This is a genomic window from Acinetobacter sp. Ac_5812 (genome assembly GCF_013072695.1).
GTDB lineage: Bacteria > Pseudomonadota > Gammaproteobacteria > Pseudomonadales > Moraxellaceae > Acinetobacter.
In genome coordinates this window covers 17,737-30,893 of sequence record NZ_LXUK01000005.1, presented here as the reverse complement: position 1 = coordinate 30,893, position 13,157 = coordinate 17,737, and the positions used below count along the sequence as shown (strand labels likewise).

Below are 13,157 nucleotides of genomic sequence, written 5' to 3'. Positions count from 1 at the left end.
CTTTTTTGAGAGTAGCTTAAGTCGCGGTCATGGGAGACTCCTCACGACTTGATACAATGCTTGTTCTAATTGTTGTACTGGAAACTGCCAACTACTTTGCTGCACACTTTCACTGGCCAATAAGCCCATTTGTCGTAATTGCGGCAAGGCAGGTAATTGGCAAATCGATTGAATGAGATGATCTGTTTGTCCTAATGGACTCAACCAGCCAGTCACATTCGGTTGTACATGCTGATGGGCGCAGACATAATCATAGGCAACCACTGCTAAGCCACTGGCAATTGCTTCTAAGACCACATTTCCAAACGTATCGGCTTGGCTGGCAAAGGCAAAAACATCGGCACTGGCATAAGCTGCCGAGAGTTCACGACCACTCAGACTGCCCATAAAAATAATGTCATCCGATTGTGCCATCTTGCCCAGACGGGCACGATCTGGGCCATCACCAACAATCACAAACTTACTATTTTTGCCTTGTTGGGCCTGTAATGCATGAAAGCTTTTAATCAGCACATCGACTTCTTTTTCGGGTGATAAACGTCCGACATACAACATCACTCGGGTATCAGCATCGACACCCCATTGTTGGCGCAGTTGTTGTGAACGGTGCTTCGCTGAGAATTTTTCAGTATCCACACCACGTCCAACCACCACCAATGGGCAAGTCACACCGAAACCACGTAAAGCTTGTTCGGTATATTGGCTTGGCACACAGGTCACATCGGTACTGTTATGAAACCAAGTTAAATAGCGCTGAATTGGTTTAACCAAGAAAGCCAGATCAAAGAAGCGGCTAAAATCATGAAAGGCTGAATGAAAACCACTGGAGACGGCTATTTTTCTTGATTTTGCTGCTTGTAAGGCGGTCAAACCCAAAGGCCCTTCAGTCACAATATGCACCACATCTGGCGCAAATTTTTCAAAGGCTTTGGACACTTTAATATATTGCGGCCAACCAAACTGAATACTTGGATATTTCGGAATCGGTTGTGACATCACCAAACATTCTTGTTCTGGATGAAATTCGGTACAGACTGCTTTTTGGGTTGGTCGTACCAACAAAATTTTATGCCCTAATCGCTGCAAACCTTGACACAATTGCATCATCGACAGCGCTACGCCATTGATTTCTGGTGGCCATGTTTCGGTTACAATGGCAATTCGGAGACGAGGACGAACGAGATCACGGAGCTCAGACAATTCATCTTGTTTATTTTTGAGTTGTTTCCTTTTAAAGTAAAATTTAAAATTTTCAGGAAACTCTTGCTTGAATAGAGATGTCGCGTATGTACTTTGCATATCGCCATCCATTTGTGTCGTTATTTTCATGCTTTCAGCTTAAAAACATTATTTGACACTTTAATGATCAGTCTATGACAGTTTTTTGACAGTCTTAAAATAAAAAATGCCCAGTCTGAAACTGGGTATTTGCACACAACACAATAAATACTTAACCTAAGTTTGATCAGAAACATGATACTCGGAAACGTCATCAGCAACCTGCGCAAGCCAAAGCGATTAAGCTTTGCCTTAGCGCAAGATAAACGAAGTGCGTAGTTTAGGACTCAAGCATAGCTTTCATCTTACGGTACGGCAAAGATTATTAATCTTTGCTACTCGCCCCTCAGGTTTTGCCTACTTTTCCCAAAAGAAAAGTAGGGCGAGCCGCAGGCTGATTCTGTAATCCGATGAGAATTTATCAAGACTCCGTTAAGATAATTTTTTCCAACAAACTCTAGATAAAAATATTTAGATCAAACTTAAATTGCTCTTATTCAAGCTAAAGGATTGTCCACCGCAAACATGCGTTGATCTTCCAAACGGAACGCCATCAATTGCTGTCCCCAAACACAGCCACCATCGACATTTTGAATTTGAGCGCTAATGGTCTTGCCCTGCAAAGCTGCCCAATGTCCGAAAATCAACTGATGGGTCTGTGCTGCCTGACTTTCAAACTCAAACCATGGTTGGAAACCTACTGGCATTGGTGCATCAAGCGCATCTTTAAAATCGAATTCCAAACGACCTTCGGCATCAGTCAAACGCATCCGCGTAAGATAATTGGTGATACAGCGTAAGCGGGCCATACCTGTAAGTTCATCTGACCACACATCAGGTTGTGAACCATACATCTCGGCAAGAAAGCTATCCAAAACCGAGAGATCGTCATGACCCACCACCTGTTGGACTTCTTGTGCCAATGCCACCGTTTTTTCGGCATTCCAGATACATGGCACACCTGCATGGGTAATCAAGGTCTGTGCATTCGGAGATAGGCTTAACGGTTGTTTACGCAACCAATCAATCAACTCATCGCCATCAATGGCATCAATCACTTCTTGAGTATGATCTTTGTCTTTGGCCTTTTTAAAACCACGGGCACAGGCAATCAAGGTCAAGTCGTGATTGCCTAACACCGTTGCGGCAGCACCGCGATCCGCCAGTTTTTTAATAAAGCGTAATGCGCCCACCGAGTTTTCACCACGTGCAATCAGATCACCCGCAAACCATAAAAAGTCTTGGTCTGGATCAAAGCGGATTTCTTTCAGCAACGCTTTCAGTGCTTCAAAACAGCCTTGCACATCACCAATGACATAGTTATAGCGTTTAGGCATTAAGACACCATCTGATCAGAAAGCGCGACAAAGTCAGCTAGGCTTAAGGTTTCTGGACGTGCCATCGGATCAACCCCTGCTTTCTCAAAGCCATCTTCCACCAACATGCCTTTTAAGCTATTGCGTAAGGTCTTACGACGCTGGGTAAATACATGCCCCACTAAACGCGCTAAAGCTTTCTCGTTTTTTGCCACGATCGGTTTAGTTGCATATGGCTCTAAACGGAAAACGGCTGAAGTTACCTTCGGTGGCGGATTGAAGGAGCCCGGTGGCACTTCAAACAAGAAGGTTGGTTTACAGTAATACTGGATCATCACCGATAAACGACCATATTCTTTGGTGTTTGGTGTTGCCGTAATACGATCAACCACTTCCTTTTGCAGCATGAAATGCATGTCTTTGACTTTGTCACCAAACTCCAAGAGATGGAACAACAGTGGCGTTGAAATGTTATAAGGTAAATTACCCACCACACGCAGCGGACGACCGTCTTGAAACAGTTGTGTGAAGTCGTATTTCAACGCATCGGCTTCAATAATCGTCAAACGTTCCGGATGTGGCACACGCCCCGGTAAACCCGCGGCCAAATCGCGATCCAGTTCAACCACCGTCAACGCGTCACATTCGCCAATTAAAGGTGAAGTCAATGCTGCCAAACCCGGTCCGATTTCGACAATATTTTCGCCCGCACGCGGATTCACCGAGCGTACAATTTTGGCAATCACACGTTGATCATGTAAGAAGTTTTGACCAAAACGTTTTCGGGCCTGATGCCCTTCATCTTTAGGGTTCAGGGCATTAATTTGATACATAATAATTCCAACGTGAATAATTTCTTGCCCATCACTGACGGGCTAAATCAAGTGCTAAATCCACTGCGACATGTAAGCTTGATGCTTTCGCCTGTCCAGTGCCTGCAAGAGAAAGTGCTGTACCATGATCGACCGAAGTCCGAATAAATGGCAAGCCTAATGTAATGTTAACTGCTTCACCAAAGCCTTGTGATTTTAACACAGGTAGACCTTGATCGTGATACATCGCTAGAACAGCATCGGCATCTTTTAGATTTTCTGGGGTAAACAAGGTATCCGCAGGTAAACTGAGGCTCATGTTAATCCCCTGTGCGTGATAACTTTCCAGCACAGGATTAATGACTTCGATTTCTTCTCGACCCAAATAGCCATCTTCACCAGCATGTGGATTCAGACCACAGACCAAAATACGTGGCTGAGCAATTTTAAATTTTGTTTTTAAATCATGAATCAGAATATCAATCACTTGATGTAGGCGCTGTTGTGTAATTGCATCAGCTACATCCCGCAAAGGTAGGTGTGTCGTCGCCAAGGCAACACGCAATGTTTTGGTGGCCAACATCATCACCACCCGATCAATGCCAGCAAACTCTTGGTAATATTCGGTATGCCCGCTAAATGCAATGCCCGCATCATTGATAATCGACTTTTGCACTGGCGCTGTTGCAACACCCACGCTCTGTCCAGACACTGCATAATCAGCTGAACGGCGTAATTGTTCCAGTACATAAGCGGCATTGGCTGAATCTAACTGTCCCAACACAACAGGCTTAGCTAAAGGCACATGTTCAACAAAAAGTTGTCCCAGCAAACTAGATTCAGTCTGTCCTTGATAAGCAATCAGTTCAACATCAACACCTAAAAGATTGGCGCGTTGCTGCAACATTTGCATATCAGCCAAAATAACAATGGGCCGCTCATCTACACGCTCTGCCAAACTCAGGCAGATGTCTGGGCCAATTCCTGCAGGTTCGCCTGAAGTGACATATAAAGGGAGCATAGGTATCGCCAATCTTTTTGATTACATCTAGTGTAACCAAAATCTAAAACGAGCTATAGCCTTTCATTTTTTATAATTTACTTTACTTCGGGATTTGTGGTCGCTTTGGGTAAGTTTTGTGGCACTAGATTCGAAGGTACAAACTCGACCTTGCGTGTCCACGGATTAATTTTGGGCTGTACTTTCTTCTCAGCCTGTACCGTCACTGCTTCTTCTTTTTTCTCAGGGACTGCTACAGCACTCGCGGATTTATCTGCCAATGGATTGCTAACAGCTTCTTTCTTTTCAGCCACTTGTACGACTTGAGTCTCTTTCTTCTCCACAGGAGTTGGCGCAACCACAGTGCTTACAGGTCGAGCATAAGGTGCTGCGATTGACCCTTGTTTCACCACAGTTTGTGTCATCGGTTGCTGAGCCGTTGTATTTGCAGCTTGCCCATGAAGATTGAGTTGATCGACAGGGATCTCGATCGCTTTCATCTCAGCCGTTACAGCCATAGCGGGGTCGACGTGATCATTGCCTAGACTTTCCAGAACCTCTAATTTTCGGCTGGTTCCCTCTTTGGGCTGAAATTCTGAATAATTGGTGACGCTGGTTTGATCCACCCACTTATAAAGCCGTCGTGCATTTGTCTGTGTAGAACAAACACCTATTAATAATGTAACTACAACAATTTTTGTAGAAAACGACAACTTCATCAAATTCCCCAGCAGAAAAGCTTAATACTTCTATTTATTTCAAACGTTTGCTAAAAAATAATAGGTCAAATCTGCCCCCCTCACAAGGCAAATAATGTTGCCATCAATAAAGGTCGCCTTACTTACAAATTCAGTCACATTGCAGCATTTTCTGACCTTTCAGGTGATTTTTTCTTGTGCATTTTTATAAATCCATGTAGAATTCGGTCTCCTTTTGTTTGGACAGATTTCACCGTCCAAACCAACTATAATAGGTAGTGGTTTAAATGAAAACTCTCAGCGCTAAGCCAGCTGAAGTTCAACACGACTGGTATGTTGTTGATGCTTCTGGCAAAACTTTAGGTCGCCTTGCGACTGAAATCGCTCGTCGTTTACGCGGTAAGCACAAAACTTCTTATACTCCTCACGTTGACACAGGCGACTACATCGTTGTGATCAATGCTGAACACGTTCAAGTGACTGGTAAAAAAGCGCTTGATAAGAAATATTATCGCCATACTGGTTTCCCTGGTGGTATCCGTGAGACTAACTTCGAGAAGTTAATTGCTCACAAACCTGAAGCAGTTTTAGAAAAAGCTGTTAAAGGTATGTTACCAAAAGGTCCTCTTGGTTATGCAATGATCAAAAAAATGAAAGTGTACGCTGGTACTGAGCATCCTCATACTGCTCAACAGCCACAAGTTTTGGACATCTAAGGGATACAGCACATGGCTACTAATTATGGTACAGGTCGCCGTAAGACCGCAACTGCACGTGTTTTCTTATCAGCTGGTACAGGTAAACTCGTAATTAACAACCGTACACTTGAGCAATATTTCGGTCGTGAAACTGCTCGTATGGTTGTGCGTCAGCCTTTAGAGCTTTTAGAAGTTACTGAAAAATTTGACCTTTACATCACTGTTAAAGGTGGTGGTATTGGTGGTCAAGCAGGCGCTATCCGTCACGGTATTACTCGTGCATTGATCGCTGCTGACGAAAACTTAAAACCTGCTCTTCGTCAAGCTGGTTTCGTTACTCGTGATGCTCGTGAAGTTGAACGTAAGAAACTTGGTTTACGTAAAGCTCGTAAACGTCCTCAATTCTCTAAACGTTAATCGTTTTACGAATTGGACAAAAAACCTCGGATTTATCCGAGGTTTTTTTATTGCCCGCGTTTCATTATTTCTTTTTAGAACAATCCATGATCGCATCACCAGTGCCATCGGCAGAAGCAAACTCAGTGATCTTACAGCCATTCTGTGTATAGGTCTTGCTCACTTTAGAAAATTGATGATCTTTCGGGATTGGTGCGTTACACGGTTGACCCGTTTTTTCATGAACCATCTGGATTGGACCATCATTATAAAGAGTGACCTGACACCCTTTGACCACATACTGTTTTTTGATCCCACCATATTGTTGCCCGCTATCATCATCCGCCGCATCAGCAATCACAGCATCAGCAGCAGCTCCACTCTCTACTGATGAGACATTGCCCTGCCCAGATCCTGTAGGTGAGTTCGCACAACCACCCAGTAATAATGCAGCACAAAGTACAGCAACGTCGTATTGTTTCATTCCCTTTCTCTCTCTTTGAACTTGTTGAATCATAAATCTATTCCGTAACAAGCATATTATTCAGCTTTAAGTGATTTCCAACGTTAATTTTAGTATTCTAAACAGTCAACCATAATTTTTTGGACTTATGTCTTTAGAAAATCCCCCAACCCCTGTCCAAGGCATTACGCTTTATAGTCATGCAGATGATTTCCGTTCCCACTGGATTCGTTTTTTACTTGCTGAAAAACAAATCAAATACCAACTGATTATTACTGATCATGAGGATGAGGATTTAGCTGATCTCAATCCCTACAATCAACTTCCCATGTTGATTGAGCAAAACCTAAAGCTATTTTCAGCCAATGTCATTGCTGAATATTTAGATGATCGCTATCGTCAAAATAAACTCTATGCCGATGCCCCGATGGCACGTGCCGAGCAACGCCAATACATCTGGCGCTTTGAACAAGATTGGTTCAAACTTGCCGATCATATGCTGAGACATACTGATACGGTAGACCCACTGCAAAAGCAAAAAGCACAGAAAGAACTTCGGGATACCCTAATTTCTCTCACCCCACTGTTTCAGCATTTTCCATTTTTTATGTCGGAAACTTTTTCAATTTTAGATTGTATGCTCGCTCCAATCTTCCTAAGGCTAAAAAGTATGGGGGTTGAACTCCCTGCACAGCACTGTCGACCTATATTCTTGTATTGCCATCGTATCTTTAGCCGACCATCGTTCATTAAATCAATGACAGCTCAAGAAAAAAACAGCTACAATGAATTGATTTCTACGATTTAATAAGTTTTTCAATTATGTCTGAGCAAATAACTTTTACACCTACACGCCCATATCTTGCTCGTGCCATTTATGAATGGATTTGCGATAACCAACTGACACCATATTTATTGGTGGATGCGACGCAACCCCATACTGATGTTCCCTTACAATTTGTGAAGGATGGTCAAATTGTCTTAAATCTTGCTCCACACGCAATTCATCAGCTACATATGAGTAATGAAGCGATTACCTTCTCTGCTCGCTTCGGTGGCGTTGCAAAAGAAATTTATGTGCCGATTCGTGCTGTATTAGGTATTTACGCAAGAGAAAATGGTCAAGGCTTGTTTTTTGATGCTTCTGAATATGCAGAAATCGAAGACTCTACAGCGGCATCAATCGATGAAACAAAGCAAGAAACTGAACCAACGAAAAAGAAACCTTCACTAAGAATTTTAGATTAAGCGAGGATCATCACGATGGCATTTGATTTAGTTCAATATTTTTCTGAACAAATAAAAATTCAAAAACCACAACTTTTTGGTCAATATTCTCTTAAAGAAAAACAAACATATATTGATGAAGTAAACGTATTAGCACTTGGACAATTGATTAGTCTATGGAAACAGAATCCACAGAAACTCTATCAAGAAGTCCATACTGCCGATCCTCTTTACATTCAAGAGGTTGCTCGCCATCTCACCACTTCAGCTCATAATCAATCGGCACTGAAAGCAACTGAATTGGAAAAAAGCCTGTCAGATGTACTGGCCTTACAATTAACTGAATTGAAACAGCTTGATCAGACAGGTAGCTTTGGGCAAACAGGACTAACAGAACTTTTATTGGGTCAGATTGAGCATCTATCTGGACAAGCAGAAGACTGGGTTTGGTCAACCAATCAACTCACAGAATTACTTGGCTCGAAGCCGGTTATTCAGCAAGAAGTATCACTTGAAGCAACGATGCAAGAATTCAATCAAATGGTTCATCAAGCACAACCTGCTGCGCATGATGATGAGCCTACGATCGAAGTCGAAATTCCAGAAACTCCAACTTGGGCCTATATTGTTTCCCCTTTGGTGGCATTGGTCATTCTGATCTTTTTGTATTGTTCATATTGCCAATTGGTTTCCGTTTAATCTCATCATTTAAATGATAAAGAAAGCACGATTGCTTTCTTTATCATAGACTTATTATAAAATTAATTTTATTTAAAAAATCAATTTATCTATATTAATGAAAAATAATTTACATTTATTTACAATCAAAGCAAGTATTTAAAACCCGATATTAATGTGAATAAAATCACACTAAAAATAAATTCCAATCCTCAATTAGTATTTTTATTTGTTTGTTTGACAAAAATTGTCAATTATTAGCAAATCGGTCAATTCAATTATTTTAAAGCATGATTGATTTAATAAAAGAGTTTCCTATAATGAGATTAACTACTTTTGAAAACTAATCAAAAACAGAAGTGGCGAATATAACTTCATAAACAAAGATGTATTAGTAGAGATAAAATCATGGCTAAAATTTCATTAGAAAGCTTAACAAATATTGATGGGTTCGTTGCAGCAGCATTAGTAGATACAGAGAGTGGTTTGGCACTAGCAACTCAAGGTGGGGGTTCAATCGACTTAGAACTGGCAGCTGCGGGTAATACCGAAGTTATTCGAGCAAAACGCCGTGTAGCTAACTCACTAAAACTAAACGATGACATCGAAGATATTCTGATTACACTTGGCAAGGCATACCACTTAATCCGTCCATTAGAAAGCAATGGCAACTTATTCCTTTATCTCGTATTAGATCGCAGTAAATCGAACCTTGCGATGGCTCGCCACGAATTAAAAACATTTGAAAAAGAATTAGACTTTGCTTAATTCTAAATTTCAAAATACTTAATATATTAGACTTCTTGTATATTTAATATTTTCATTATAAGAAAATATAAATATGCAAGCGGTCTATTATCAGTCTTTAGTATTAGACTAATTTTGTGCAGTCCAATATTTTATAAAATATTAAAGTGATACTATGAATGGACATTGCATTAATATCGCAATTTCAGGTATAAGTTTAAAAGTTTCAGATGAGTTAAAAATAGAACTTAGAAAAACAATACCTCATGAATTTGGCATTAACTGGATCAATATTGCCGATCCCAATATCGACTTATTATTAATAAATGAAAATTTTTTTGAAACCGAAGGTATTCAACGTATTTTAGAACAAAAACAACTTCCCTGTTTAAAAATTTCAAAAGGAGAAGGCTCACAACATATAGAAGAACACAATACGCTTTACTTGCCTTTTCAGCATACCGATGCATTAAAAAACTGGATTCATCTTCGCCTTTTAAGCTATATCACCCATCAACAGGCGCAACAACCGAAGATCGAATCGACCTCTACACATAATGCCATCAATGAAAAGTATTTAACCGACATGTTAAATCCTGAAAATGCCCGTCTACATTTGTTTGATGATCACGGTACTTTGGCCATTATTGATACGCGAAGTCAAATTGCATGGCTAGAACCAACCCGCACCCACACGCAAACCAACCATAGTTTTAAATATGAATTTGCGACCACCTCAAACTTCACCAAAGTTTCTCGCAAAGTTGAATATAACCTGCAAGATTGGTTATGGAATCTGTTCTGGCATTCACTCGAGTTTCAGCGTTTAGCCCCAAATGAAAATGAATACTACAAAATTGAATATTGGCCACAGCCAGCTCAAGGCACTGACCGTAAAACCACTTTATTGCTTTCTGCTTGCTTTATACAAGGAGCCCAACTCTATCAAGTTGCAACACAATTAAAACTTCCTATTCAAACGGTTCAACAATTTATCGCTGCCTGCATTATTTCAGACAATGGCGGCATTATCCCAGCTTCAGAAAGTCATTACCTACAAATTGAAAAGACTGAACAAACAATTGAACAACAAGGCTTTTTAAATAAATTTTTCGGCAAGATCAGACGCCGCTTTGGGCTTTAAGGATTGATATGATTCTCCAACAATATAAAATTGTATTTGCAGGAAGCATGGGCGCAGGGAAAACCGAAGCAATCAAATCGCTTTCAGAAATTCCTGTCCTCGCGACCGAAGCATTCAATACAGATAGTCAGGCCCATAATAAAATGCAAACTACGGTGGGTATTGATTATGGTGAGATTACTTTAGATGACGGTGTAAAAGTAGGCTTATATGGCACCCCAGGCCAATCACGCTTTGATTTTATTTGGCCTGTGATTTGCCAAGGCGCTTTGGGGGTTATTTTACTGGTTGACCACAACAGTAAAGTACCGATCGAAGAACTTGAGGGGTATCTGGATACCTTTAAGGACTATACCCAAAATATTTCAATCGGCATCACCCACGTGGATGAAAACAAAGGGCAACCGACCACGATCTATCGCGAGTGGTTAATTCAAAATGACTACCAATATCCCTTATTTTTTATTGATGCCCGTAAACAAGAACATATTTTGCTGATGATTGAATCTCTCATAGCAGCATTAGAAGTCAATTTAAAAGCAACAAACTAATTACTTTATAAAGAGAAGAATTATGTTCAGTATTCCTAGTCAGCAACGTACAGCACCCAAAGAGCTGATTCAGTTTGCTAAAGCGCAGGCCAATGATATTTTAACCAATATCCGAGGCGTCGATTATATTATGCTCTGCTCTACCGATGGCTTTGAGCTTGCCTCCATTTACAAGAAGAACCCTTATAACAGCACCAAACTGGCAGCTGTCAGTAGTTCAATCTTGGCAATGGTCACCGCTTTTCTCAATGAAATCCAGCTGACAGGCTGCCAAAGTATTACCTTGGATGCTGAAAATGGTAAGGCCATTCTGACTTCAATCCCTGCCCCTCATCATCCCATGGTCATGGTGACTTTAAGTAATAAAGATGTCTTGTTAGGACAACTGCTCTATAGTTTGAAACAAACCAGCAGTGCAATCGTCGACGCAGACCAAGCTTAATTTTTCTCATCATAAAATCTGACAGGCATCGCAAGCTTGTCAGATTTTGTTCATTTATAGCCTCTATAATAAATAGATTACTTTTCAATTTTCTTTTTTGAATCATTAATTTTCATATATTTCACTAAATAACTATCCCAATCTGTTAAAAAATCCCTATTTCAGCCAAAAATATGGAATAAAATATTGTTTTTTAAAACATCAGATGAGCGGTTAGAAATTTAAATGATTTAGCAATATTTTTTCATTATTATAATTTTCGAACAAATAACAATCATAAAATTTTCACAAATGAATAATTTCAACAATGAAAGGTTGTATTTGTTCAGATATTATTAAGCACTATGGAGAGATAAAGATGAAGCTGAAGAGCTTAAAACTAGGCGCAGGGGTCGCGCTCTTAATCAGTGGTTTTTCTACCCAACAGACCTTGGCTGATTCCTACGTGTTTGTGACCAATACCACGCCACAAACCGTATCAATACAAGTCAATCAAACTGGGGCAAGCTTACAGCAAGGCAATGAATGGGCGCAGGAAGCGACTCAACTTGCACCCTACGAGACCAAACGGGTATTACGTATCAACCGTTATACCGGGATCAAATCCGGTAAAACCTATAACTTTGATACCGTTCTCAGCAGTGGCAATTCACAAGTCACTTTAAAACAAACCATGACTGGAACTTGGTCGGGCAGCAATATTAAACATGGGATTCAAACGGCGACCACAACATCACCTTGGTATTCAGATCGTGATGTACACCGTATTAGCACAACTTATGCTGGTTTATCAGCCCAAGCAGCAGTGAAAGCTGAGTACACGGGAGGTTATGATGATTTTCACTACACTATTCATCAAAACACGCTTCAAGAGCCTGTTTCAGCCAGTGCCGATGAGCTCAAGGTAATGACTTATAATATTTATGCCCTGCCGATGGTGGCGAGTAAAATCAGCGAACGCTTGGCTGAATTACCAAATCATTTAAACGGCTACGATGTGATTATGATGCAAGAAGCCTTTGCTTCATCGCGTACTGGCATGCTGAATCAACTGGCTCAACAGTACCCATATCAAACTCATATTCCAGTCGGTTCTGGCTATAACTTGTTCGACAGCGGTTTGGTGATTGTGAGCCGTTATCCAATCGTCAAAACGGCACAATTGATTTATCCAGACTGTACAGGAACTGATTGTTTTGCGGATAAAGGTGTGTTGTATGCAGAAATCATTAAGAATGGTAAGGCCTATCATGTGACCTCTACGCATACCGCTTCTTTTGATACCGATGCAGCACGCGCATTGCGTCAGGTTCAGTTCAAACAAATTCGCCAATTGGTCAATCAACAAAATATTCCAAGTTTTGATGCAGTACTCATGGGCGGTGATTTCAATGTGAATAAACTGTTATGGCCGCAAGATTATCAAGACATGTTGACCAATCTGAATGCCACCGCAGCACCAAGCACAGGTTATACTGAATCGACCTTTGACCCACGCGTAAATAAGTTGGCTGGAGCAGCAGGTTCAGGTGGTGCAACAGTCGAATATCTAGACTATGTGGTGGCATCAAATAACCACCGTCAACCAACTCAGTCTCGTAACGATGTGCGTATCTTACGTACCACAGCGGACCCACTGTATATGACTTGGGATCTTTCAGATCACTTCCCTGTGATGGGGCAATTTAATTACGGCCCATAAACGGA

Annotated in this window: 16 protein-coding genes; 10 read left to right on the top strand and 6 right to left on the bottom strand. The window is 40.9% G+C overall.

Features of this window, described 5'->3' with window-relative positions:
* Positions 1–27 precede the first annotated feature (27 nt).
* The 5 genes from A7P55_RS03575 to A7P55_RS03555 all read right to left on the bottom strand — a co-directional run bounded on the left by A7P55_RS03575 (position 28) and on the right by A7P55_RS03555 (position 5,125).
* Positions 28–1,299: a glycosyltransferase family 1 protein gene (locus A7P55_RS03575; RefSeq protein WP_016162564.1), complete on the bottom strand. Its 1,272-nt coding sequence runs from the start codon at positions 1,297–1,299 to the stop codon at positions 28–30.
* A 476-nt stretch (positions 1,300–1,775) separates the two neighbouring features.
* Positions 1,776–2,615 carry a symmetrical bis(5'-nucleosyl)-tetraphosphatase gene (locus A7P55_RS03570; RefSeq protein WP_171551118.1) on the bottom strand — a complete coding sequence of 280 codons (840 nt, stop codon included), beginning with the start codon at positions 2,613–2,615 and terminating at the stop codon, positions 1,776–1,778.
* Positions 2,615–3,427: a 16S rRNA (adenine(1518)-N(6)/adenine(1519)-N(6))-dimethyltransferase RsmA gene (gene rsmA, locus A7P55_RS03565; RefSeq protein ID WP_171551117.1), complete on the bottom strand. Its 813-nt coding sequence runs from the start codon at positions 3,425–3,427 to the stop codon at positions 2,615–2,617. The genes A7P55_RS03570 and rsmA overlap by 1 nt, the downstream gene beginning before the upstream one ends.
* 31 nt (positions 3,428–3,458) lie before the next feature.
* Positions 3,459–4,427 (bottom strand): 4-hydroxythreonine-4-phosphate dehydrogenase PdxA, encoded by a 969-nt coding sequence (pdxA, locus tag A7P55_RS03560; RefSeq protein ID WP_171551116.1) that lies wholly within the window; start codon positions 4,425–4,427, stop codon positions 3,459–3,461.
* A gap of 77 nt (positions 4,428–4,504) precedes the next feature.
* Positions 4,505–5,125: a hypothetical protein gene (locus A7P55_RS03555; protein ID WP_171551115.1), complete on the bottom strand. Its 621-nt coding sequence runs from the start codon at positions 5,123–5,125 to the stop codon at positions 4,505–4,507.
* A 266-nt stretch (positions 5,126–5,391) separates the two neighbouring features.
* Here A7P55_RS03555 and rplM point away from each other — a divergent pair, with 266 nt between their 5' ends.
* Positions 5,392–5,820 carry a 50S ribosomal protein L13 gene (gene rplM, locus A7P55_RS03550; RefSeq protein WP_004802631.1) on the top strand — a complete coding sequence of 143 codons (429 nt, stop codon included), beginning with the start codon at positions 5,392–5,394 and terminating at the stop codon, positions 5,818–5,820.
* Positions 5,821–5,832: 12 nt separating this feature from the next.
* Positions 5,833–6,219 carry a 30S ribosomal protein S9 gene (gene rpsI, locus A7P55_RS03545; RefSeq protein WP_004775642.1) on the top strand — a complete coding sequence of 129 codons (387 nt, stop codon included), beginning with the start codon at positions 5,833–5,835 and terminating at the stop codon, positions 6,217–6,219.
* A gap of 64 nt (positions 6,220–6,283) precedes the next feature.
* Here the strand turns inward: rpsI and A7P55_RS03540 are convergent, their stop codons facing one another.
* Positions 6,284–6,682, bottom strand: a complete 399-nt coding sequence (locus A7P55_RS03540) for a hypothetical protein (protein ID WP_171551335.1) — start codon at positions 6,680–6,682, stop codon at positions 6,284–6,286.
* 127 nt (positions 6,683–6,809) lie between these two features.
* Here A7P55_RS03540 and A7P55_RS03535 point away from each other — a divergent pair, with 127 nt between their 5' ends.
* From A7P55_RS03535 to A7P55_RS03500, 8 genes are all read left to right on the top strand, one after another.
* A complete protein-coding gene (locus tag A7P55_RS03535) occupies positions 6,810–7,469 on the top strand; it encodes a glutathione S-transferase N-terminal domain-containing protein (RefSeq protein WP_171551114.1) in 660 nt (219 codons plus the stop codon).
* Positions 7,470–7,483: 14 nt separating this feature from the next.
* Positions 7,484–7,909: a ClpXP protease specificity-enhancing factor gene (locus A7P55_RS03530; RefSeq protein ID WP_004802623.1), complete on the top strand. Its 426-nt coding sequence runs from the start codon at positions 7,484–7,486 to the stop codon at positions 7,907–7,909.
* A 15-nt stretch (positions 7,910–7,924) separates the two neighbouring features.
* Complete coding sequence (locus tag A7P55_RS03525) at positions 7,925–8,587, top strand: hypothetical protein (RefSeq protein ID WP_171551113.1); 663 nt, start codon at positions 7,925–7,927, stop codon at positions 8,585–8,587.
* Positions 8,588–8,974: 387 nt separating this feature from the next.
* Positions 8,975–9,334, top strand: coding sequence for a hypothetical protein (locus A7P55_RS03520; RefSeq protein ID WP_004802620.1), 360 nt, complete (start codon positions 8,975–8,977; stop codon positions 9,332–9,334).
* Between the two features lie 154 nt (positions 9,335–9,488).
* On the top strand, positions 9,489–10,457 hold the full coding sequence (locus tag A7P55_RS03515; RefSeq protein WP_171551112.1) for a hypothetical protein: 969 nt from the start codon (positions 9,489–9,491) through the stop codon (positions 10,455–10,457).
* A gap of 8 nt (positions 10,458–10,465) precedes the next feature.
* Positions 10,466–11,008 (top strand): ATP/GTP-binding protein, encoded by a 543-nt coding sequence (locus A7P55_RS03510; protein WP_004802616.1) that lies wholly within the window; start codon positions 10,466–10,468, stop codon positions 11,006–11,008.
* A 22-nt stretch (positions 11,009–11,030) separates the two neighbouring features.
* Positions 11,031–11,450 carry a roadblock/LC7 domain-containing protein gene (locus A7P55_RS03505; RefSeq protein ID WP_004652554.1) on the top strand — a complete coding sequence of 140 codons (420 nt, stop codon included), beginning with the start codon at positions 11,031–11,033 and terminating at the stop codon, positions 11,448–11,450.
* A 358-nt stretch (positions 11,451–11,808) separates the two neighbouring features.
* Positions 11,809–13,152: a sphingomyelin phosphodiesterase gene (locus A7P55_RS03500; RefSeq protein ID WP_171551111.1), complete on the top strand. Its 1,344-nt coding sequence runs from the start codon at positions 11,809–11,811 to the stop codon at positions 13,150–13,152.
* Positions 13,153–13,157 lie beyond the last annotated feature (5 nt).